The sequence below is a fragment of the Roseibacillus persicicus genome (genome assembly GCF_014651675.1).
GTDB classification, from domain to species: Bacteria; Verrucomicrobiota; Verrucomicrobiia; order Verrucomicrobiales; family Akkermansiaceae; genus Roseibacillus; species Roseibacillus persicicus.
This window is the reverse complement of sequence record NZ_BMXI01000001.1, coordinates 525,296-548,544: the sequence shown is the minus strand read 5'-3', so window position 1 is coordinate 548,544 and position 23,249 is coordinate 525,296. Positions and strand designations below refer to the sequence as shown.

Here is a 23,249-nt window from a genome sequence, read left to right as displayed (position 1 = left end):
TGCCTGCTGGGTATTATAGGGATTTCTGCGACCCATTGGGCGATTGGAGATATCGGAGCCGCAACGGTTACCACCACGACAAAAGGAGAACCATTCTTTGACGCCTCCAGTTTGCTTGGCGGTCTTGGCTCTACCGCAATATGGAACGGGCTATCGAGTGATGACCATCCCGGTTTTCCCAGGTTTCCGGGTTCCGAGCCATGGCCGAATGCGATGTCCCCCAATGCTACGCTGGGAGAACCGATGTCTGTGGAGTTCGACAAAGTATCAGGGAACGCCTATCCCTCGAGTGACAGTCTCTATGGGGGAGGAACCTCAGGTGACTCGAACAGCTATGGAGCAACGTTCGACCTAAGCTTTTCTCCTCTCGCGAATGTGAGTTCAATTGTTCTGCAGGTGCAGATTGGAGCGGCCTTCGGATATGACTTCGTTGATGGCGCCTTGCCTGTTCTTTCCGTCAATGGAACCCCCGTTTCTTTGCTCGGGGACGAAGTGACCCATCAGGCTCAGAACGGCTTCTATCTGGGACTTCCGGTGTATGTGGATACCTATGGATTGCAGTGGGACTTGAGTAGGTTCTCAGATCCGGTAATCGACTTGGAGATTTCATTCGATGTCGTGCAACACAGTCAACTGTATGGTCTCCGATTGGACCAGAGTGATTCCGTAATTCCATCCAGCATCCTCCCTATTCCCGAGCCCAGCGGACTTTTCCTTTGTGCATTCGCCTTCTCTGGATTTGTCACCAGCAGAAGACGCACTTGTTAGATAGACAGCTAAAATACACACACAAAAAATGAAATTATCAAAGAATTGTCTTGGAACCATCTGCTTGTTCGCTGCGTCATCGGGTCTATGCCCGGCAGCTGTCACGATGACTTTTTCTGAAATCGGAGGAGATGTTGTGATGGTGGCCACTGGAAGCATTGATGTGACCGGTGCGGCTCTCACACAGGAAGTTGAGAATAGTTCAGTCACCGATCTGGGACAGGCGGACTTTGGAACAATCGTTCAGTTCATCCAGATCGGGGACTCCCAAGTCGAACATCCTATTGAATACTTCTTTGGAGTGATCGTGAATGAGATGTTCAGCTTTGCTCCCGAACAGTTGAGTGGGGGGAGCATTTCAATTGGAGGCACGACGGTCGGACCTAGCAACTTTGGAGTCATCAGCAATGGGATTCTAATTCTCGGTGACTTTGGTCAAACTATTCTCTTGGGAGGCGGGGCCAGTCACACGGTCTACAATGTCGACGCGACGTCCGTGTTTAGTGGGCAAACCTTCGAGTCGATGGGACTGAGCCACCATCCTGAGGATGTCCCGGTTGATATTTGGAAGGCGTCAGTGGCAGCGGGGGATGAAGGCGCGTTGCAGCTTGTCGTCTCGTCAGTCCCTGAGCCCTCGGTTTTCCTTCTTGGGTCTTTGGCTGGCATCGGATTGTTGGTTGGTCGACGCCGATAAGAAATAATCTTTTGCATCCGGTTCTCCGCAAGCCCTCGATCGCCATCGAGGGCTTTTCTTATCTCAGCAACCCAAAAAGGCCGCCACGCACTGCGGACGGCCTGAATTGATGTGGAAAAGGTCGCTGGAGAGCGTTCCAATCAGTCTTTTTGATCGACCTGGAATCCGTAGAGCTGGGAGTGCATCGCTTGATTCCATTCAACTTTGAAGCTGAGTATAGTCTCGCTAACGGTGCTCAGGTCCCAAGTGAATTCGTATTCGTTCAGGGTGACCGTTTCATCCACATCGTATTCTCCGTTGCTATATGTTCCGTTGATGAACGAGTCGTCAGGATTGGTAGCGTCTCCGCTGGTCAAGGTCGCGGTGAAGGTTCCGGATGAGGTGGTGTAGGTGAGGGTTGGTGCCGCTGATGAGGAAAAATCTTCCCCGTCGGCTTCGCCCAATTGGATCTGGAAAATGACCTCCGTCAGGTTGGAGATAGGAGCGACTTCTTCTGCTGCCAGTGTTCCTCCCACGTTGCGGCTTGAGGCAAAACCTCCGAAATAGATGGTGTCATCTGCTGGGTATGGGCCACCTACCCAAAACCAGTGTCCGGTGCCTGCAATCCTCTCTAGCTCAATGTCCGTGCTGGTTCCCGTCGCGCTGTTGGGTGAGATGGTTGCTCCCCAACTGGAGCTTCCCGGCCAGCCGGGAAACCCTGTGTGCACGCTGTCTGAAACGTCACTCCATATGCTGGTGGCAACTGCTCCGGAAACAGCGGAAAATGGATTTCCGTAAACCCCTTCACTGACGTAGGTCCCCGCAGTCGCAATCTGAAGTGATGCCAAAGAGAGGATTCCTAGAATCAGTGGATTTTGTGTCTTTTTCATTTTGTTGTTTTGTTCACAGCAGATCTAAAAGTATTTCTTTTAGTTTCTGATGAGATTTTAAGTTATCACTTATATGCGATAAGATTCTTGCGATCCTTTGCTCTATAGTGGCTCTGAAAAGACGGATTATCTGTTTGGGAAGCTTCGTTTTCTGATGGTGTCGAGAAGAAGTGGATACCCTATCGGGTTGAGTCCACATCGTTCTTCAGAAGAGCGGTGCGGTCGGCATCTGGAAGAGACCGGGCCCAGTTCTCTGCCGCGACGGGATCCTGGCGTTGCCACCGATTGTAAAGTTTTCGGTAGCCGGCCTGCCGTGTGGTGTCATCAAAGATTTGGGCTTGCCATTCCGCCGCTCGAGAGGGGCTTCGGTGTTGGAGGGTTTCTCCAGCTTTTTGAAAGACCAGATCGGTTTGAAATTCGTCTCCCTGGGACCGAAGCCATTCGCTGGCTGCGGCCTCGTCTTGACCGACCCAATTCCGGAAGCTGTCGGCAATCTGGTCGCCGGCGCCGTCTGTTTCGGTGAGTCGCTCACTTTGCCATTCGAGAGCACCTTGAGGGTCGTTCCCAATCCAGGTTTTGAGGACATCGTGGGTCAGCTCGCCTTTCCGCTCTGACGATACCTCAAATTCTTCCAGAACTTCCAGGGCGTGGGCTGGATCTTGCCAAGAAAGATGATCGACCAACTCGTGCTCAGCCCGTTGAAGGAGCCTGCTGTCCTTCTGCGTTCGCAAGGTAGCAAGGAGCAACTCACGCTGAGAAGGGTCTGTTGCGGCCTTCTCGGTCAAGGTCTTCAGTCCGAGGTTTCTGGCTCCTCCATCCAACAGGAGGACCTCGTTGAGTGCTCCGGAGTAGTCTTGTTGCGACTTCAGGGAAATATACATGGCCACGAATTCGTCTCCTTTCATGTCGCGGCCGAGTCGGCTACGATTCTGCTGGAGCCAGTGGTAGGCTGCTTCAGGGTCTTCTTTCATCCAGCCGGACATCGCACTGGTGAAACCGGTATTCCGCGTCGTCGATTTTCCTTGAGAAAGAAAGTGTTCGAGAGCTTTGTCGCCAGCGGAGGAGCCAAACTGATGGGCGAGTAGGGAGGCTGCCATCAGGCCCTCGGGTCCCCGATGTTGAGAATTTAAAGTTACAAGGAGAGACTCGAACTCGGGCGCTTCAAGACTCGAAGACAACTCCCAAATTTGAAACAGACTTTCGAAATCCAAGCCCGAAAGCGGGGAGCGATCGAAGTCATTCATCAGGGAGGCAAACTTCTCTCGCGGGTCGAGTGCTAACAGCTCGGTGGAGGTAAGGTCTCGACTGTGCCAGTAGCTCCGCTCGCGGGCGCTTGCGGACCGAGTTTCTCGAGAAGGAGTGAGTTTTTTATCTGTCCTATTGAGATTGTAGGCGGTCTGCTCGGGGAGTGAGGCCCTTCCGATTGCGAAGCCGAGGGTGACAGAGCTGGCGCAAGCGAGGAGAAGGGAGGATAACTTGGTTTTGGAAGAGAGAGAAGGGGTCGACATAGTGCATCTGTTCGTGCGCTAGTGTTGCCTCTCACCTCTCCGGTGACTGGCGCTCGTTTGCCGAAAACGAGTTCTCAGTTGGACCGAGCCCTCAGCATGTCTCTTAAGGGGGAGAAGGGTGACGAGTCAGCTGACCTTTGACGACCGGCGCTACACGTTCAGCTGGTAGCGCGCGGGCTTCCTGGAAACGGTCTAGTTTTTGGGGATGTAGGGCTTGTCCGGCTCGCTGATGATCACTTTTGTCCCTTTGCGAACCAAGGCCGCGAGGCGAACAGCATCCCAGTTGGCGAGGCGGATGCAGCCGGAGCTGGTGGCGCGCCCGATGGAATCCGGATTGCTGGTGCCGTGGATTCCGAAGCCGTTGCCGAGGGGGCACCAGACGATGCCGACCGGGCTATTGGGTCCAGCGAGTAGATCGAGGCCGGTCTTCTTGCGCATGTAGACGGGGCCGGGAGAGATGATGCCTAGCTCGCGTTGCCCGCGGGGGCTGTCGTCCTCGTTCAGGGTGATGGGGTAGCCCCGAACCAGCTTGGAGCCCTCCCAAACAGTGAGCATGAGCTCGGAGGCGGAGATGTAGATGGTGTGCTCGGTGTCACCCTTTCCCAAACCGCTCGACCAAATTCCGGTTCCGTCGGCCTTGAAGAAACTTTCGATTTTGAAGGGCTCGACATTGGGGACCACGAGGGAATCACCGGCTCGCAGTTTCTTGAAGTCGTAGCCCGGGTTGAGTTTTCGCAAAAGGTCCTCGTTGCAGTGATAGCGCTCGGCCAGATACTCCAGTCCCGAGTAGTAGTGCAGGACTTGCTTGTTCTTGGTGAGGGCCTTGAAGTCTGGGGCTTTGCCCGAGCCGGGGAGGGACGGGTTCACGTATTCAATCCAAGTGACCGGCACTTGCGCGACAGTGGTGGTGGGAATGGTGGTGCGCAGTGCGGCAGGGTTCCAGGCTTCGCAAAGAGTGAGGGCCAGTTGGGTGAACTTGCCATCGTAGCCATCGATCTTTCCCGGGGAGAATCCGGCTCGGTCCAAGAGAACCTGTTGGCGTAAAATGTCCTGACCTTTTGCAGACAGCGGGCCGGTGGCGGCCTTCCTCGGAGTGGTGGGAGCGGGCGTAGGGAGAGGCTGGGCTACGGGCGGGGGAGTGGGTGTTGGGGGGGCAGCGGAGGGAGCCGGGATGATGAGCTTGGAGCCCTCCCAGATGACATCGCTGGTCAGCCCATTGGCCTCCTTGATGGCCTCGATGGAGACGCCTGTTTTCTTGGAGATAGTCCAGAGGCTTTCCCCGTCCTTGATGAGATGGACGGACTGCGCTGCCAGTGGAGGCCCAAGGAAAGCGACCGTAGTGAACAGGAAGATGGCGAGAAAACGAAGAGCAGTCATGTGCAAGTGGGACGCGTCGCGAGCTCCTTTTCATCAAAAAAAGTGCCAGAAAAGGTAGCTCGCTGGTCTAGCGAAATCTCGTGCTGTTTTCGCGCGCTGGCAAGGGGCAATGTGCGGCTTGCTGAGACTTTTGGGGAAAATTGGACAGCCTCTCGACACACTGTTGGCGCGCTACCCACGAAACTTTTTCGTCAATCGCTTCGCGCACTCGATCTGGGCTCCGGTTTCCAAGCAACACTTGCGGCGGGCGCGAATCCATTGGACGGGGTCCGTGCCCTTGGGGATGAAGCCGACCTTGGCGCACCAGGCGATGATGAACTGACCCGTCCGTCCGCACCCCGCCACGCAATGCACCACCACGGGTTCCTTGGCGGCATGGTGCTGGTCCATGATGTCCAGAAAACGGTCGATCTGTTGCTCGGTGGGCACGCCAAAATCCGGCACGTGAATGAAGTGGTAGTCGAAGCGCTTGGGGACGTCTTTCCGATTGTCGAATTCGCAGACATTGACCACGGCCTTGATGCGCTTTTCTTCGAAAATGTCGAAAACGTAGGGGTCCGGCCACCAGGAGGCGGCGATGACTCCTTCTACAATCCAAGTGAAAGGTTCGGTGCGCTCGGGCTGTCCGCGTTCCGGCCAATAGCTGGGTCGAATGGGCATGGCTGCTTATCGCAGGAAGAGGACGCCAAGCCAATGTTTCTCCGCCGCAGAACCGAATGGGTCTGCGGCGGAATGAGCTGGGATTGTTAGAAGGCGGTGCCCACCATTCCTCCTTCGGCCTTGATGTTGCTTCCGTTGATGACCGAGGCCCGGGCGCTACTGACGAAGGCGACGATGTCGCCGATTTCCTCGGGCTTGATGAGGCGCTCGATGAGGGAGGAAGGCCGGTTCTCCTTCACAAAGCGTGTCTCGGCTTCCTCTTGGGGCAGGTCGGGAAAGACGTCGGCAATGAACTTGCTGACGCCCTCGGTCAGAGTCGGCCCGGGGAGGACGCTGTTGACGGTCACTTGGGTGCCTTTGGTCATCTCGGCCAAAGCGCGCGAGATGCCCAGCTGCATGGTCTTGGTCGCGCTGTAGTGGGCCATCTCTGGAGCCGGGGTGATGCCGGATTCGCTGGAGATAAAGATGACGCGGCCTTCTTTGCGCTCGAGCATCCCCTTCAAGTAGTGCCGGGCCAGCCGGACCCCGCTCATGATGTTGGTCTCGAACAGGCGCTGCCAGTCCTCATCGGTTTCGTCGAAAAAGCCGACCGCTTCGTAGATGCCGAGGTTGTTGACCAAGATGTCGACGGTCGGGACCTCGCTCAGGGTTTTCTCGCAGCCCTCCAGCGTGGAGTTGTCGGCGACCAAGCCTTGCAGGTCGGCGTCGGGCAATTGAGATTGGATGTCGGCAATGCCTTCATTCACCCGCTTTGCGCTGCGTCCGTTGACGATCACGCGGGCGCCTTCGGCGGCGAGGGAGCGGGCGATTTCGAGTCCGATTCCACCAGAGGAAGCGGTGACGAGGGCGGTTTTTCCATTCAGTTCTAGATTCATAATACTTGTTGTGAGGTTCTGTTTTTTTGCCCGCGATTCCAAAAGCGCGAGCGGTTGAGGGCTTGACCATAGGGAAGAAGGAGTGATTACTCAAATGATGCAAATCATAACGACGGATTATAATTATGATGGTTAATCTGGAGTGGTTCCGCACCTTCAAGGCGATTTACGAGCGGGGCAGCATGACCGCCGCTGCAGAACACCTCTTGGTCTCGCAACCCGGGGTGAGCCTGCACCTGAGCTCTTTGGAAAACCATGTGGGCTACAAGCTCTTCGAGCGTCGGCCCCGGCAACTCGTGCCGACCGAGCGGGGGAAGCAGCTCTATAACGCCATTGTGGACCCGATTTCCCGACTGGAAGAAATCGAAGTCAAAAGCCAGCGCAGCACCTTCGAGGATAGACCCACCATCACCTTGGGAATGTGCTTCGAGACCTTTCAGCTCAGCCTGGAAGAAGCCGTTCCCGAGCTGCCCTTCAACTTGATTCTGGAGTTTGGCGAATACCGGCAATTGCTCAAGAAGCTGGAAAACCAGGTGACCGACCTGGTGGTGACACCGCAAAGTCCGGAATTGGGTGGGGTGCGCTACGAGCGCTTTTCGCAGGAAACGATCGTCCTTGCGGCGGGGAAGGGTTTGGACGTGAGCGGGTTTGACCCAGCGGCTCCCGATGGTCTGCGGGAGTGGCTCCAGGAGCAGCCTTGGTATGGAATCGCGGGTGACAACGACCACATGCTGCGCTTCTGGAAGCAAAATTTCCGGCAGTCCCCCGGCTTTCGGCCCAACTACATCGTGCCGAACTTTCACTCCATCCTGCGCAACCTGTCGCGTGCACCCGGACTGGCCATCATCCCGGATTTTCTTTGCCGGCAAGTGCCCGAGGTGACGGTTCTCTGGGAAGGCTATCAGCCCTTGGTCAATCAGCTTCACTTTGCCCGTCACAAGAACAGCAAACACGATGCTGAACTGGCCCAAATCATGGCGCTTGTTCGCCGAAAAATGCCGCCGCTGGTTCTCTAACAGAATCGTCCCTTTCAGAGGGAGAGATTGAAAGCGTTCGAGCTATTTAGATTCTTCTTGTTGTTCGTTTGCCTGGAGCAGTGCTCGTGCAAAGGCCTCTCCTGCCTGCGCATAGAACTTGGCGCTACCATAGTAGTGAACGAACCCTCCTGCTGCGGTGGCGCGTGCCTTGAGGGCGAGTTCTTCCGGAGAAAAGGTCTCGGCGGTGAAGTCTTCGAGAAACTTTTTCTTTTCCTCCTGGCTCATGCTCCCATCGGCGTTCGGTCCTTGGGGCGACTTCTTGTCGATGAGGGATCTCATGCGCTTGATTTCGAGCTGTTTCATCCCGAGAGCGGCGATTTCATCGTCCCAGAAAGGGGCGGTGGGGACGGCGATGACAATTCCCTCGAACTCTGGGAGCAGAGACGGCGCGGCCATGGCCTTGCGGAAGCGTTCCATACGGAGTTGAGACTGGCCCCCTTCATTGAATAGCCCGGGAGTGTGGTTCCCATTGGTGCCCATGACCCCGATAACGAAGGGCAGCTCCGGAGCTTCGAGATCTTTTCTAACATCCCGAATGAAGTGCGCGAGAAGCTCACCATAAGGGGCGTATTGCTCATCCCCGTTGCTGAGGGGGTAGTCCGCCAGGGCCACGTAGTCATTCCATCCTTGAAACCAAACAAAGCCTGCGAGTTCGTATCCCGCGGCTTCATCGTAATCAGGATAGACTCGCGGGATGTCGCTGAGAACCTTGCGAACGTGGTTCATCATCAGCCCGTAATATTTTCCGGAGTATTCCGCGTTGTCCGCCAAGACTTTCTCGAGCTTGCCATTGGCGACCAGCTTCTCTCTTTTCTCATCGGGGAGAACATAGGGGCCTGCGCTCGGCGGGCGGTAGTCGAGGTGGAGGCTTTTCCCTCCCCACGCGGTTTTGATGAGGAGAGTGGGGCCGTCGTAGTGTTCATCCATAGTCAGGCCAAAGGTGTATTCGGGGCCGATGCAGTCGCCTGGCAGGGTAGGGTCTTCTTTCCGCAGGCCATAGCCGGGAGAGAGCTTTCCGAATCCTTCGCCCCCCGCAGTGCGATACTTGCCATTGAGGGAAGAAATCCACACCTGCTCACAAGTGCGTGGCTTACCTTCCGCGTTGAGCATTCGTTCTAACAGGGGAGCGGTTGCGGGGTCATCCCCGATGGCATCCAGAGTCGAAAGTGCGCCGCTTCCGACCATATTGGATTGCCCTGCCAGGATATAAACGCGGAGAGGTTTCGTCGCGGTTTCGCTGTGTCCTGAGGTAGAAAAACTCAAGGCTAGAGCGATAAAAAGGGCGGGATGTCGAAGGCAGGCAGGGAGAATCATGATGTTGGCGGCGCGCAATCCTCTCTGTTTCACTTCAAGTTTTCATGCTCAAGCAAACAAGTGTCTTTTCGAAAAAAGAACTGTTCCCTTTTGGGGAGTAAACGCCTTGCTGAAGACCAAAGCGTCACCCCTCTGAGGCCCTTATTTGACGAAAGAATCAAAGGTGAAGATAGGATACCTGATAAGTATGGAGGCAAGGAAACGACACGACTGACGACCCGAAAAAAAACAGGATGGCGCAAAGTTCGTTCCATGGGAAAACTTTATCAACCGGGTCATGAAAAGAGCGATTTGGACAACGGTTCGCTATCTGGCATCGTTACGAAGATGGCTCGATCGCGAAGCTCCCTGCAGCGTAGCCATTGCTGGGCCTCCAAGGTGCAGGTCCTCCCGTAAGTCTAGCTTTCTAGACTGATCTAAGGTGTTTCTTAATGGCGCTTGAACCACGGTGGCAGTTGCATTTTTGCAAAACTTCGTTGTGTTTACAGGGTTCGATTTCGCCGTGAGGTAGCGCCAGAGCTACTGGTCTAGTTTCCAGAGAGAACTATCGTGGAACAGTCTAAAAACAGTCTGATTTTATAATTTTTAAGATGAAGGTAGTAAGATGTTGCATTATGCATTATTAAAATTAGGGTATTGTTTTTATAGATATTTAATTGTTGTAAAAATATTTGAGAAGTGTTTATCTTCAAGGTGATTTAGTTCGGTTTTCGAGCCGAATGTTGGTCAGCGTTCCATCACCCCAATACACCCCTAACACATGAAGAGCACCCCTTTCTCTTTTCCCCGCTTCGTTCAGACTCAGTTTACGAAATCAGCTCGATACAATGACGAGCTAAAGCAAAAAAACCTCCGTTCTATTCAACGAAAGAAAAATAACGCGTTAGCATTATTGGTATTCGTTTTGTTCGGTTTGGGCGCGGCTCAGGCTCAGATCGTATTCGAAGCAGACTTCGAAAATACAACCGGCAGCAATGCTTGGACATTTGGAGGTGGAGCCGTGGACGGAAACTTCGCGATTGGAACGCCGGCGGCAACTGACAACCACCAGCTCTCACGCACTTGGGATGGGACAGGAGCGCTCGTGACGGGCTTGGCAGGTGGCACCGACGGAGGGGATGACGTTGATACCGGATCGACGTTCACGATTTCACCAGCGTTTACCGTTCCAAGTAGTGCCACAGCCGATGCACGGTTGGAGATGCACTATTACTTCTCCCATAGTAATGCGGCAGCAGCGACCGATCTGTTTCAAGTCATACTGCTGAGAACTGCCGGTAACTTGGTTGTTTTTCAGGAGACAGGCGTAGGGACTGTGCGCCTTCCTCAATATTCCCGCCTCAGTCTCGACCTATCCGACTATGAAGGAGAAACTCTCCAGCTTGCCTTTCAGGTGACGACGACCACGGCCTCAATCGTGGAGGCCGCCATTGACAGTGTGCAAGTGATGATGCCGTCCAGCCTTGGGGGAACGGTTTGGAACGACGCAAACGACAATGGCATTCTTGAGGGGGGAGAGTCCGGACTAGAAGGAGTTCTGGTCGAGCTTCTCGACTCAAACAACATCGCCGAAATCAATCCCAACTTACCCGGTGACAGGGCCTACGTTGTGGCGACTGATTCTTTCGGGAACTACGAATTCAACAATCTTCTTCCTGGCGACTATAAGGTGAAGATCGCGACCCCCCCTGGAGCATACGGCACGTCTTCGGCTGATACCGATACGGCGGATAATCAGCAGGACAACGACGACAACGGCATTCAAGACGTGCGGGGTGGTGAAGTCTTTTCCCCGGTGATCAACCTCACGGGAGCGGAGAACGACGAGACGCTGGACTTCGGTCTGGTACCATCACCAACCTTTGATTACACCTTCAACAGTGCGCCCACCTTCCAATGGTTTGACGGTCTAGACGGTGCGGTCTGGAATGCCACGGACACCAGCGCGACATACGATATTGACTACACGGATTCGTTCGGGAACGCCCAGACGCTGACCGTGACGATGACAATTGTCGATCCAGACAACCGAAACGGAGATGATGCGGCTGACACCCACTCGGTGGCAAGCCACCCCTTCGACCCAGCGGGTGGAGCCGCTCCTTGGCCAGGCTCGACTGCGGTTGATGATATTCCTGGTGACGGAAGCATCATTGACCCTTGGGATTCCGATACAACCTTTCTTGAGACTAAAACCAACGGGGCCTACGGATTGGGATTCCTCACAATGGGGGTCAAAACAGCGACATCCGATGAGCGGGTGGCCTATCGCTTCAGCTTCTCAAAGCCTGTGCGGATCATCGACTTGGAAGTGGGCGATATCGATGGGAGTGGAATTGACAATGATTTTCGAACTGTTTCTCAGTATGAGCTTCCCGGAAACTCCTTTCAGGATCGGGTCGAGTTCTATGGCCGGAACGGGGATGTCCCTGTCCAGATGACGGTCGCGTCCGGTGCTCAGCTTGGCTCTTACAACGGAACCGTGTTCTACGAATATGATAGTTACGTAGCAGGAAACCTCGAGCCGACTGACCCCTTGGGTACGACAACTGTCTCCTCGGATTTCGGCATTACGGAACTGGATATCTATTACTCGAATGGTGGAGATGATGCGGCGGGCGAGAAAGAGAAACCGAACATCTATTCTTGGTGGACTGCTGCGAACGGTGCGACCAATGGAGTCAGTGATGACCAGGCGATCCGGATCAATGGGTTCGGGCTCGTGGTGGCGGATGATGCCTCGATCACTGGTAACGTAAGTGAGGATACCGATGGGGATGATTTGGGAGAGGATAATTTGGCCGGGGTCTCCCTGACGCTCTACACGGACCCGAATGGAGATGGTGACCCGAGCGATGGGGCTATCGTTGACAATCCGAACATTGCTGGAGCACAGGACTATGTTGTCACCACTGATGCGAGCGGGAACTACGTTTTCTCGGGATTGGCAGCCGGCGACTATGTGGTGGTAGAGACACAACCCACGGGCTACGTAACCGTTTCCGATGGCGATTCCACGGACGCAGGTGACGATACCGCCAATGCGAGCATCTACGACAATCGCATTCCCGTAAGCTTGGAAATCGGCGAGGCCGATAGTGGAAACGATTTCGTGGAAGAACAGAGCGCGACCATCAGTGGCAACGTCGGAGCAGATACCAACAACGATAACAATGCGGAAGTCGGGATCGAAGGCGTGACCCTCACACTCGTTGATGGAACGGGTGATCCGATAGACGGAGACCCCGATGCGCCAGGGGTCCAGACCGTAACCGCGGTCACGAACGGAGATGGAGATTATATCTTCGAGGACGTTCCCGCAGGGACTTATGCAGTTGCTCAGACTCAGCCCAGTGGTTACCTCACCGTCTCGGATGGCGACGCGACTCTGCCGGGGGATGATGCCGCGAACACTGATACCTTCGACAACTCAATTCCCGTCACCGTAGCGGCAGGGGAAACGGATGATGGCAACAACTTCATCGAAGAACAACCTGGCACCATCAGCGGAACCGTTACTGCGGACACCAACAACGATGATGTTGGTGAAACCAACCTTGAGGGTGTCGTGATCACTCTGACCAATGCGGCAGGCGAGCCGATTGATAGTGACCCTGTTGCGGCCGGTGTGCAGCCCATCACCGCTACGACGGACGCGAATGGAGTCTACACTTTCACCAACCTCCCTCCCGGTGATTATGGGGTCTCGGAAGCCCAGCCGACCGGCTACATCAACGTCCTCGACGGCGACAGCACGACGCCCGGAGACGATGCAGCCAATGCCGATATCTTGGATGACTTTATTCCCGTCAGCATTTCTGCGAACGAGACGGACGATGGCAACGACTTTGTCGAAGAAGCGCCTGCGACGATCTCCGGTAGTATTTTAGCCGATACCAACAACGATGATGCCGGAGACGTTTCAATTAACGTTGTGACGATTGAGCTCTTCACCGACCCGAACGGGGACGGCGACCCAGTAGATGGTGCATTAGTTGCCACGCAAGTGACTTCCGACGGGACCTATGGATTCACGGGCCTTTCAGCAGGCGCTTATGTCGTCGTGGAAACTCAACCAAATGGCTATGTCACAGTCACCGATGAGGATAGTGTCACCGATACCGGTGTCACTGCTGATGCGTCGAACGCCTCGGCTATAGATAATCAAATTCCCGTCACCGTTGACGCGGGTGAGACTGATTCTGGAAACGACTTTGTTGAAGAGTTACCAGCAACAATCTCGGGGAGTATCTTTGCTGACACCGACAATGATGACGATGGAGATGTTGCGATCGATGTTGTGACGGTTGAGCTCTTCACCGATCCGAATGGGGATGGCGACCCGGCCGATGGCGCCTTGGTTGCGACCCAAGTGACCACGGATGGAACTTATAGCTTCACCGGCTTGTCTGCAGGTTCCTACGTGGTTGTGGAAACACAACCCGGCGGCTACCTGACTGTCTCTGATGGAGATAGTGTTGCTGACACGGGCGCCACCGCAGACGCCTCCAACGTGTCTCTCACCGACAATCAAATCCCCGTTACCGTTGATGCGGGGGAGACCGATTCCGGAAACGACTTTATCGAAGAACAACCCGGCATCATCAGCGGAACCGTCACTGCGGACACCAACAATGATGATGTTGGTGAAACCAATCTTGAGGGTGTGGTGATCACCCTGACTAATGCGGCAGGCGAGCCGATTGACGGTGATCCCGTCGCGGTGGGAGTTCAGCTCATCACCGCTACCACCGATGCGAATGGAATCTATACCTTCACTGATGTTCCTCCCGGGGACTATGGAGTGTTGCAAACTCAACCAAGTGGCTACCTCGATGTCCTCGATGGAGATAGCACGACTCCGAGCGACGACGCCGCGAATACGGACGCCTTGGACAATTTCATTCCTGTCAGCGTAACCGCGGGTGAGACTGATTCCGGCAATGACTTTATCGAAGAACAACCCGGCATCATTAGCGGAACTGTCACTGCGGACACCAATAATGATGATGTTGGCGAAACCAATCTTGAGGGTGTGGTGATCACTTTGACCAATGCGGCAGGAGAGCCAATTGACGGAGATCCCGTCGCGGCCGGTGTGCAGCCCGTCACCGCTACCACCGACGCGAATGGCGTCTACTCTTTCACGAATCTCGCTCCCGGGGACTATGGAGTTTCGGAAGGTCAACCGAGTGGATACATCAGTGTCCTCGACGGCGACAGCACGACGCCCGGAGACGACGCGGCGAATGCGGACACCTTGGATGATTTCATTCCCGTTAGCATCTCCGCTAACGAGACGGACGACGGCAACGACTTTGTTGAAGAGTTACCCGCAATAATCTCGGGGAGTATCTTCGCCGATACCGACAATGACGACGACGGAGACATCGCGATCGACGTTGTGACGGTTGAGCTCTTCAGCGATCCGAATGGGGATGGCGATCCTGCGGATGGAGTCTTGGTTGCGACCCAAGTGACCACGGATGGAACTTATAGCTTCACCGGCTTGCCTGCTGGCTCCTATGTGGTTGTGGAAACACAACCCGGTGGTTACCTGACTGTCTCTGATGGAGATAGTGTTGCCGACACGGGTGTGACCGCAGATGCCTCCAACGCGTCTCTCACCGACAATCAAATCCCCGTTACCGTCGATGCGGGGGAGACTGATTCCGGCAATGACTTTATCGAAGAACAACCCGGCATCATTAGCGGAACTGTCACTGCGGACACCAATAATGATGATGTTGGTGAAACCAACCTTGAGGGTGTGGTGATCACCCTGACTAATGCGGCAGGAGAGCCAATTGACGGAGATCCCGTCGCGGCCGGTGTGCAGCCCGTCACCGCTACAACGGACGCGAATGGAGTCTACTCTTTCACGAACCTCCCTCCCGGGGATTATGGAGTTTCGGAAGGTCAACCGAGTGGCTACATCAGTGTCCTCGACGGCGACAGCACGACGCCCGGAGACGATGCGGCCAATGCTGATATCTTGGATGACTTCATTCCCGTTAGCATCTCCGCGAACGAGACGGACGACGGCAACGACTTTGTTGAAGAGTTACCCGCAATAATCTCGGGTAGTATCTTCGCTGACACCGACAATGATGACAATGGAGACATCGCGATCGACGTTGTGACGGTTGAGCTCTTCAGCGATCCGAATGGGGATGGCGACCCTGCGGATGGCGCCTTGGTTGCGACGCAAGTGACCACGGATGGAACGTATAGCTTCACCGGCTTGCCTGCTGGCTCCTATGTCGTTGTGGAAACACAACCCGGTGGTTACCTGACTGTCTCTGATGGAGATAGTGTTGCCGACACGGGCGCCACCGCAGACGCCACCAACGCGTCTGTAACCGACAATCAAATCCCCGTCACCGTCGACGCGGGTGAGACTGATTCCGGAAACGACTTTATCGAAGAGCAGCCCGGCATCATCAGCGGAACTGTCACTGTCGATACGGACAACGACAACATCGGCGACACGGACCTCGAGGGTGTAGTGGTCACTTTGACCAATGCGGCAGGAGAGCCGATTGACGGAGATCCCGTCGCGGCCGGTGTGCAGCCCATCACCGCTACCACGGATGCGAATGGAGTCTACTCTTTCACGAATCTCGCTCCCGGGGACTATGGAGTTTCGGAAGGTCAACCGAGCGGCTACATCAACGTCCTCGACGGCGACAGCACGACGCCCGGAGACGACGCGGCCAATGCTGATATCTTGGATGACTTCATTCCCGTTAGCATCTCCGCGAACGAGACGGACGACGGCAACGACTTTGTTGAAGAGTTACCCGCAATAATCTCGGGTAGTATCTTCGCTGACACCGACAATGATGACAATGGAGACATCGCGATCGACGTTGTGACGATTGAGCTCTTCAGCGATCCGAATGGGGATGGCGACCCTGCGGATGGAGTCTTGGTTGCGACCCAAGTGACCACGGATGGAACTTATAGCTTCACCGGCTTGCCTGCTGGCTCCTATGTCGTTGTGGAAACACAACCCGGTGGTTACCTGACGGTCTCCGATGGAGATAGTGTTGCTGACACGGGCGCCACCGCAGACGCCTCCAACGCGTCTCTCACCGACAATCAAATCCCCGTTACCGTCGATGCGGGTGAGACCGATTCCGGAAACGACTTTATCGAAGAACAACCCGGCGTCATCAGCGGAACCGTCACTGTCGATACGGACAACGACAACATCGGCGACACGGACCTCGAGGGTGTAGTGGTCACTTTGACCAATGCGGCAGGAGAGCCGATTGACGAAGATCCCGTCACGGCCGGTGTGCAGCCCATCACTGCTACCACGGATGCGAATGGAGTTTATACGTTCACGGATGTTCCTCCCGGGGACTATGGAGTGTTGCAAACTCAACCAAGCGGCTACCTCGATGTCCTTGATGGAGATAGCACGATACCTGGGGACGACGACGCGAATGCAGACACCTTGGACGACTTCATTCCCGTTAGCGTAGTGGCGAACGAAACGGATGATGGAAACGATTTTGTCGAATATCTGGATTCTCCTGATTCTTTCACGGAATTCCAAACCACCTATGCCCCCGTGCTAGGGTCTGAGAACGAACCGGGGGATAATCCCGATGGGGACTACTATCCGAATGCGCTCGAGTATGCATTCTATCAGTCTCCTGGAAGTGGAGCTGCTGGTGAAGGCGAATTCTGTCTCCTGAAAGACCCGGCAACGGGAGCTGTTTCCGTTACTTTCTTCCGACGCCGTGGAGGGCTTAGTGATGTGACCTACACGCTGGAGGGCGCGGACACTCTCGCCACGCCTACCGTATGGACGGAGATCACGAGCATTGCTCCCGTGACTAACACAACCGATCCGGATGTGCCGAACGACGCAGAAAAAGTGACCTATAGTAACCTCCAGACCGCGACCGAGTTGACCAATGGTGCGGAGCGGGGAGTGATTCGGATGGCGGTGGAAGTCTCCGGCCAGACCTACTATACCGAGGTCTTCGGTTGGCAGTGTGTGGGCTACAACGACTATCAGTGCGCGACCTTCAGCAATCCCTTCAAAGAAAAGCCTGTCTTCAGCGGAACGTTCCCCGCTAGCGGGACATTGGGCTTGGGCACTGATGCAAACGGGAACCTGACCCTTGACGTGTCTGACTCTGCCAATGGAGCGGATATTTCATCTCTGATAGATGGAAGTGGCACCCACTATTTGCAAATCACTGGAGGTCTTCTCGAGGGACATCGCTTCGATATTCTCAGCGGAGGCGTCAATCAACTCACCTTGATCAACGACCCCGATCTCTTTGAGAGGACGATTGATAGCCTCAACACATTGGCGAGGATGCCAGCCGATAGCGAATTCTATTCGGCCTCTTATCAAATCATCCGATACCAGACCGTTGACGAACAATATGACCGCCTCAATACCTTCGCGGGTGAAGAGGATACGCAACCTGGTGACTTCACGAGAGTTCTTTTCTATGATGCTCGTAGCAGCGCCCCGGGCTTTGCTGTTTTAGGTCTCATTGGAACTAGCACTGCAGATTCCAAGTGGGTCTTCACTAACGATCTGGGTGGGCAGAACAATCAAGGTGGAATGCGGTTGGAGCCGGGAGCTGGAACCTGGGTGCATCCGAAGAGTTCCGGTGACGCGGTCACTCCCGCTGCTACTCCAGTCGAGATGTTCAGCTACGGAGTTGTCGCCGACTACGATCAGGCCCTGCTGCTGAATGAAGGATACAATTTGGTCGGAGCGCTATGGCCGCTCGATCAATCGGTCGCTGGGACCAATGGCTTGAATATCCGCGTGGAAGCTCCTGCCGACTTCACAGGTTCCATCGATCCGACAAGGTCGACCGAGTGGATGTTCTGGAACGGGGATCTGGTCGTCGACGAACAATCGGTCTCCACCTACTCCGAAGGCTATGACAACTACATGCTTCTCGATGGAGGCGGCATGCAGCAGTGGGTCGATATCAACGACTTCACCCTCCAGGATCTGGATGAGTTGCTCATCCTTGAGTCCCATCGGGCGGCTTTCTTGAAGCTGGTCGATGGAGAGAGCAAGCAATCGCATATAGTACCCCAACCCAACTTCTAAGCAGGATTCGGCCAAGAGTACCAACCCCAATACCTATGAAAACAAGATATATTGCCCTTCTTTTTGTCGCCCCAATTCTCACCAAGGCGACGCGTGCCCAGCAATTGCAAATTGACTGGGGAACTTCGGTCGTGAACGAGAAGATCATCACTAGTAATGGTTCCGGTGTTAGCTTGGACGAATTCAGTATCGAGCTTGGAGGTTTCGCCAGTGGCTTTGTGCCGACTGAAGCAAATGTCGATGATTGGGTTTCCAATTGGCGGGTTTTTGATGCCGTGACAGCGGGAGATACTGATTCCTCGGACAACTTTTCGTCTGTGGGCATCGGATCGACGGAATCACGCTTCGTGGGGACAGACTATCTGCAAGCCGATCAAACGTCCGCCTCGGAGGATTCCAATGGTCTCGACACATTCGGGCCCTCCGAATCCGCTTACATATTCATTCGCAATAGCGATGCGCCCGGGGTGAATTCAGAGTGGTCTCTTTACACGCGGAGCAGTGATGCCGCGTGGGAGTTTCCTTCGGTGAGTGGAGGTCAGCCAGCCACTCCCCTGAGCTGGTTTGTGGCTCAAGCAGATACTGCGGTGTGGGGTGGAATCAATGGCAGCATTGTCGGAGGGGGAGAATTCACGGATGGTTCTTCCGATTTCATCATTCGGACCCACACCTTTGTTCCGGAGCCGGGTGTGGCGATTCTCTCGCTGCTAGGATTGGCGGGACTTTTGCGCCGGCGAAGAGCAAGGTCTTGATGGAAACGGACCGCTTGTCTCTAACAGTTTAATCGAAAACGGAGGGGAAGGGGCGTTGGACGGTCGAGCCCGACTCGCCAGTCTTAGTTTGCGTTGGCTGGCAGCGGGTTTATTTGCCCTACGGATTAGCTCAAGTTTTTCAATAAGCTTCAGGCTCCGTTCTTCGGGATCGCTTCCCAACTGTTTCGGGTGCAGATCGCGCCGGGTGATTGAAGCCCTAGTCGAGGACTTCGTTGTAGTTTAGAATCAACGCAGCGGCTTCCTCGGCTCCCGGCATGAGGAGGCCTTCTTCTGCAAAAACCAGAGCCTTGGTCGCGTGTTTGTAATCGAAGCGTTTGGCAGCTCCGGAGCGAGAGGTCTCCGTCGCAGTGCGGGAATTTTCTCCGATATGAATTTCCCCTTCGGAGCTAACCTCGTCGAGGAACCTGGAGATCCCGTTCCAGATGGTGAGGGAGAGATCTTGCCGGAGACTGTAGTTGCGTCCTACGGAGAAATACCGGCTGGCGAAAGCCATTCCCACCATCTGATAGCTCGCGTCGAATTCGCCTCTCTCGTAGAACGTTCCATCGGCATCCTGCAGGGAAATGGCCTCACTGATATACTCTTCAGCGAAGGTCGAAAGGGTTCGGTCCCGGGTGAAACGGGAAGACTGCTCGAGAGCTGCGGCCCGCAAGAAATAGCGGTGGCCAAAGGGCTCGAGGTTGACGTCCCTGCCGGCGGAATCTGCCGATGCGAACCAGTGGGCGGTGAGGTGGACTTTGCGTCGCCACTGGCGAATGGTCCTCCGGTAGGCGCGTGGCTTGTAGTTCCTCAAAGCCAATCCCGCCCTCGCTGCGGCTTCAAGAAACAAGGAGGTGCTGTGCACGGCATCGCCGGTTCCGGGGAAGGAACCGTCACTGGCCTGTTGGTCGAAGCCCCAGTTGATCATCTTGATGCCGTCTGCGATCAGAGCGGCATCTTCCAGAATCACACCAGTTTCAATGAGGTCGGCGCCATAGCGTTGTTGTTCGATAAAGTAGTCCGGCCGTTCCCCGTTTTCCCAAGCGATGTTGACCGAAAGCGCGCCGGAGGGAGAGATAGGCAGGGACTCTCCGAACTCACTTGTTAGAAATGCTCCGTCCGGCTGCAGCAGGGTGCTGAAGAGCAAATCCCAGCGGGAGGAGCCACGGGCGTTGCGCATAATGGCACGAAGGTCGTAGTTCAGGATCGAGGGCGACAGGCCGTCGCTTGAGCCGTAGCCGAGGGTGTAATCGATCGTGCTGCCATAGTAGGCTCCGTTCAATTCGGTCTCGACCAAGGCTGGGGTGATCTTGATCTGAATGTCGTCGAAGGAGCTGTCGCTTGGCTCTCCAGCTTCTCCGCTGGATTCAGCCCGGCAATAATCCTCGATGGTCATCAGGGTCTGGGTTTCGTTGCTGAAGAGAAGAAATTGATCCACTCCGTTCGGGTTGGCTTCTCCGATGGTGAAAAGGGGTTGGCGCTTCGTTCGTTCTCCATTGCCACGCGGGGTGTATCGCCAAGCGTTCCGGAGATAAACCTCCTTCGTGTTGTTAGGGATGATGAAGAATATCACGCGCTTCCCCAACAGTCCGTAGTTTGCGGGCTCGAAGGTTACGGAGTCGCCCGGGTTGAGACTGCGATCATCCATGATGGTCACCGCGTCGGTAATCGCCTGTTCGCGAAAAAGAAGAGAGGGCGCGCAGAGGTCCCAAATCCGGTCCAGCGCCACAACCCCCAGGGTAAACTTCATCGAAGAGCGATCGTCGAGAAACTCGAAGGTATACGAGATATCTTCCGCGGGCATTTGGAAGACTCCACCCAGCACTTCACAGTCACTCCCGTCCATCGCCTCCCGGCTCAAGAGCGCCTGGACTCCACGGGAGCCCCGGTCGCTGGCGATGACTTCTTCATTCTCCAGATTTCGGGGGATTTGGAGAACTTCGTGAGCGGGCTCAACGTATTCAATTTGCAAAACCACATCGTCGTAGCTGTCGTCTCCCTGCAGACGATCTTCGAAAGCAAGATAGTGGGTGGAATCCCCACCAGTGGAGAATCGTCCAGCGACCATCACCTTTCCTCCCTCGTTGGCTTGCGAGTCTTGGGAGAGAATGGTGGTGCCGTGCCCGGCTCCGTCTTGGATGAGGTAGAAGCGGAGCTTGGTTCCGGCGGGCAGCAGGCCGAGACTGGTCCTCGCGCCGGTCTCCAGTGGAGCGGCGGGACCTGTTGCCACGTCCGACCAAATCAGGCGGCCATTGCTTTCGCCCGTATCACTGGCATCGAACCAAGCGAGCGAGTTTCTCAAGCTAGCGCCATCGTGCAGCAAGGTCACGATCACCTCGCGCGCTTCCTCGAGCTCGTAGTCATCCTCGTCAAAGCTAATCGCGTGGGGACTGACTTGGCCGTTGGGGTAGGCTTTTTCCCGAAGCGCGGCCCAGGCTTGTCTGGCCGCGCGGTAGGAGCTGTCGAGAACCTCAAAGCTGCGGAAGTCCGTAATTCCTGCATCGCCGACGCCCACGTAGAAGTCCCGCGATGATTCCAGTTCGCCATCGGAGGCGATGAATCGGAGGATGTAGGAGCCCGGGGCGTGAAACTCGAAGCTTCCTTTCGAAGAATTGCCACCCGAGATGCTCACGCCTTCCGGGCTGCCTGAGATCAGTTGCCAAGCGGTGTCCTTGTTTCCGTCTGCCGGCAAACCGTCATCGTCAATACTTGCCTGAACTTCGAGGACGTGGGGGGAGACCCTCTCGAAGGACTCTAGTGGGAAGGACACCGTGGGCGGCAGGTTCTCTCCAGCCTGAGTCCATGAGGTGGCAGAAAGAAGTAGGACTAGACTCTTCAGGCTTCGTGACATGTTGGCTGTAAATAATATATTGAGTCATATAGCAATATTTTTTCTCCGGAGGAGGGGGCGAGGAAGCTCGCGGGCGGCCCTTTCAGATCGTTTTCAGATTGCCGGAGGAGGTCTGTTCAAAGAGGATGGGAGAAAGACAAAGTGGTCAGTCGCCGGATCATCATTTCTTCATCAGCAGGAAGTTGTGCGGTCGGGAGCTGAACAAATTGTTTTTCCTAAATCCCTGTTGCTATGTCGCATACAAACGAATCCCGAAGAGGTTTTTTCAAGAAATCAGCCGTGGTGTCCGCAGAGTTGGCTCTCGCACCCGCGCTTTTAGCCGAGGGGCTGGCAGCTCAAGTGGCGGCGGGGAAGGCCCATCAGGTCGAACCCGAGTGGCGGAACAGGCAGGAGGGCATGAGTTACCGGATGTTGGGCAGAACCGGCATGATGGTATCGGAGATTGTGATGGGCACTTTCCCCTTTACCAGCGCGGAATATTTTCCGGCTTTGGACAAAGGGATCGAGAAGGGCATGAATTATATCGATACGGCCTCAGCCTACAGCAATGGTCAGGTCGAGGCGACTATTGGCTCTTATTTTCAAAAGCAGAAGAATCGCGACCAGGTGTTTCTCGCCACCAAGATCAGTGGTTACTACGGTTTTCTGGAGAACGCCCTCAAAGAGGTAGCGAAAGGAATGAGTTCAGGACAAGTCGAGGCCATTCGCAAAAAGGCCGACGAGATGATAGCCGAGCGGGATGTGCTGAAGCCTGGCTATCATATGGATTACTTTGGAGGCCAGAGTGCCCAGTTTGGCAAAGCCTATTTTCGACACTTGATGTTGCAGGAGCATGGTTATCAGGCGGGTTGGCGCAAAAAGATCAAGGAGCGGGCACATGTCCTGTTAGAGGAATCTCTCAAGCGCCTGCAGACTGACCACGTGGATGTCCTGCATTGCCCCCACGGAGTTGCCATGCCTGAGCTGCTGGAGGACGATTTGTTGTCGGAGGTCTTTGCGGAATTTAAGAAGAAGGGGATGATACGCGCTGCCGGGGTCTCCTTCCACAATGACGTTGCCGCAAATCTCTCAGCCGCGATTAAGGGAGGGTTTTACGATGTCACCATGTTCGCCTACAATATTGCCAACCATGCTGCGCTGGAAAATCTCATGTTCCAAGGCAAGCAAGCGGGGGTGGGAATGATTGCGATGAAGGTCGCCAAGCTCTTTGCCTTGGAAAACCAACCGGATTGGAGGAAGGAGAAGCTGGAGTTGGCACTTCCAGAAAAGGACCTGTCAATTTTCGCAAAATCTTATCTCTGGGCTTTGCAGAACTCCAACCTGTCTTGCTGCGTGTCGCAGATGGAGACTCCCGAGATTGTCTTGGACAATTCTCAGGTCGTTGGAAAGACAGTCGAGGTGCGGCCGGTCTAGTTCTGGTTACTAAATTTCACGATTTTTACTT

Annotated in this window: 13 protein-coding genes; 6 read left to right on the top strand and 7 right to left on the bottom strand. The window is 55.0% G+C overall.

Features of this window, described 5'->3' with window-relative positions:
* The first annotated feature begins 213 nt into the window (after window positions 1–213).
* Both IE099_RS01985 and IE099_RS01980 read left to right on the top strand, forming a co-directional pair.
* Complete coding sequence (locus tag IE099_RS01985; RefSeq protein WP_189566853.1) at window positions 214–768, top strand: hypothetical protein; 555 nt, start codon at window positions 214–216, stop codon at window positions 766–768.
* A gap of 106 nt (window positions 769–874) precedes the next feature.
* On the top strand, window positions 875–1,462 hold the full coding sequence (locus tag IE099_RS01980; protein ID WP_189566852.1) for a hypothetical protein: 588 nt from the start codon (window positions 875–877) through the stop codon (window positions 1,460–1,462).
* Window positions 1,463–1,602: 140 nt separating this feature from the next.
* On the opposite strand, the gene IE099_RS01975 is transcribed toward IE099_RS01980, so the two are convergent.
* The 5 genes from IE099_RS01975 to IE099_RS01955 all read right to left on the bottom strand — a co-directional run bounded on the left by IE099_RS01975 (window position 1,603) and on the right by IE099_RS01955 (window position 6,751).
* Window positions 1,603–2,331 (bottom strand): hypothetical protein, encoded by a 729-nt coding sequence (locus IE099_RS01975; protein ID WP_189566850.1) that lies wholly within the window; start codon window positions 2,329–2,331, stop codon window positions 1,603–1,605.
* A gap of 179 nt (window positions 2,332–2,510) precedes the next feature.
* Window positions 2,511–3,839, bottom strand: coding sequence for a hypothetical protein (locus IE099_RS01970; protein WP_189566848.1), 1,329 nt, complete (start codon window positions 3,837–3,839; stop codon window positions 2,511–2,513).
* Between the two features lie 192 nt (window positions 3,840–4,031).
* A complete protein-coding gene (locus IE099_RS01965) occupies window positions 4,032–5,216 on the bottom strand; it encodes a L,D-transpeptidase family protein (protein ID WP_189566847.1) in 1,185 nt (394 codons plus the stop codon).
* A gap of 171 nt (window positions 5,217–5,387) precedes the next feature.
* On the bottom strand, window positions 5,388–5,876 hold the full coding sequence (locus tag IE099_RS01960; RefSeq protein ID WP_189566846.1) for a phosphatase domain-containing putative toxin: 489 nt from the start codon (window positions 5,874–5,876) through the stop codon (window positions 5,388–5,390).
* Between the two features lie 86 nt (window positions 5,877–5,962).
* A complete protein-coding gene (locus tag IE099_RS01955; protein ID WP_189566845.1) occupies window positions 5,963–6,751 on the bottom strand; it encodes an SDR family NAD(P)-dependent oxidoreductase in 789 nt (262 codons plus the stop codon).
* Between the two features lie 125 nt (window positions 6,752–6,876).
* Between IE099_RS01955 and IE099_RS01950 the strand changes: the two genes are divergently transcribed.
* Window positions 6,877–7,767, top strand: coding sequence for a LysR family transcriptional regulator (locus IE099_RS01950; protein ID WP_229809346.1), 891 nt, complete (start codon window positions 6,877–6,879; stop codon window positions 7,765–7,767).
* A 42-nt stretch (window positions 7,768–7,809) separates the two neighbouring features.
* Here the strand turns inward: IE099_RS01950 and IE099_RS01945 are convergent, their stop codons facing one another.
* Window positions 7,810–9,135, bottom strand: a complete 1,326-nt coding sequence (locus IE099_RS01945; protein ID WP_229809345.1) for a sialate O-acetylesterase — start codon at window positions 9,133–9,135, stop codon at window positions 7,810–7,812.
* A gap of 859 nt (window positions 9,136–9,994) precedes the next feature.
* On the opposite strand from IE099_RS01945, the gene IE099_RS01940 reads away from it, so the two are divergent.
* Together IE099_RS01940 and IE099_RS01935 are read left to right on the top strand one after the other, a co-directional pair.
* Window positions 9,995–18,202, top strand: coding sequence for an SdrD B-like domain-containing protein (locus IE099_RS01940; RefSeq protein ID WP_189566844.1), 8,208 nt, complete (start codon window positions 9,995–9,997; stop codon window positions 18,200–18,202).
* Window positions 18,203–18,237: 35 nt separating this feature from the next.
* Window positions 18,238–18,954: a PEP-CTERM sorting domain-containing protein gene (locus IE099_RS01935; RefSeq protein WP_189566843.1), complete on the top strand. Its 717-nt coding sequence runs from the start codon at window positions 18,238–18,240 to the stop codon at window positions 18,952–18,954.
* 217 nt (window positions 18,955–19,171) lie between these two features.
* On the opposite strand, the gene IE099_RS01930 is transcribed toward IE099_RS01935, so the two are convergent.
* Entirely contained in the window at window positions 19,172–21,724 is a 2,553-nt protein-coding gene (locus IE099_RS01930) for a DUF4114 domain-containing protein (RefSeq protein WP_189566841.1), read from the bottom strand.
* Window positions 21,725–22,036: 312 nt separating this feature from the next.
* Between IE099_RS01930 and IE099_RS01925 the strand changes: the two genes are divergently transcribed.
* A complete protein-coding gene (locus IE099_RS01925) occupies window positions 22,037–23,218 on the top strand; it encodes an aldo/keto reductase (protein ID WP_189566839.1) in 1,182 nt (393 codons plus the stop codon).
* Window positions 23,219–23,249: the final 31 nt, after the last annotated feature.

What these genes read in the sequence shown, in the direction of transcription:
- IE099_RS01955 (WP_189566845.1), bottom strand. Translation starts at nt 6,751, where the DNA reads ATGAATCTAGAACTGAATGGAAAAACCGCCCTCGTCACCGCTTCCTCT.
- IE099_RS01925 (WP_189566839.1), top strand. Translation starts at nt 22,037, where the DNA reads ATGTCGCATACAAACGAATCCCGAAGAGGTTTTTTCAAGAAATCAGCC.
- IE099_RS01985 (WP_189566853.1), top strand. Translation starts at nt 214, where the DNA reads ATGTCCCCCAATGCTACGCTGGGAGAACCGATGTCTGTGGAGTTCGAC.
- IE099_RS01935 (WP_189566843.1), top strand. Translation starts at nt 18,238, where the DNA reads ATGAAAACAAGATATATTGCCCTTCTTTTTGTCGCCCCAATTCTCACC.
- IE099_RS01965 (WP_189566847.1), bottom strand. Translation starts at nt 5,216, where the DNA reads ATGACTGCTCTTCGTTTTCTCGCCATCTTCCTGTTCACTACGGTCGCT.
- IE099_RS01970 (WP_189566848.1), bottom strand. Translation starts at nt 3,839, where the DNA reads ATGTCGACCCCTTCTCTCTCTTCCAAAACCAAGTTATCCTCCCTTCTC.
- IE099_RS01980 (WP_189566852.1), top strand. Translation starts at nt 875, where the DNA reads ATGACTTTTTCTGAAATCGGAGGAGATGTTGTGATGGTGGCCACTGGA.
- IE099_RS01950 (WP_229809346.1), top strand. Translation starts at nt 6,877, where the DNA reads ATGATGGTTAATCTGGAGTGGTTCCGCACCTTCAAGGCGATTTACGAG.
- IE099_RS01975 (WP_189566850.1), bottom strand. Translation starts at nt 2,331, where the DNA reads ATGAAAAAGACACAAAATCCACTGATTCTAGGAATCCTCTCTTTGGCA.
- IE099_RS01960 (WP_189566846.1), bottom strand. Translation starts at nt 5,876, where the DNA reads ATGCCCATTCGACCCAGCTATTGGCCGGAACGCGGACAGCCCGAGCGC.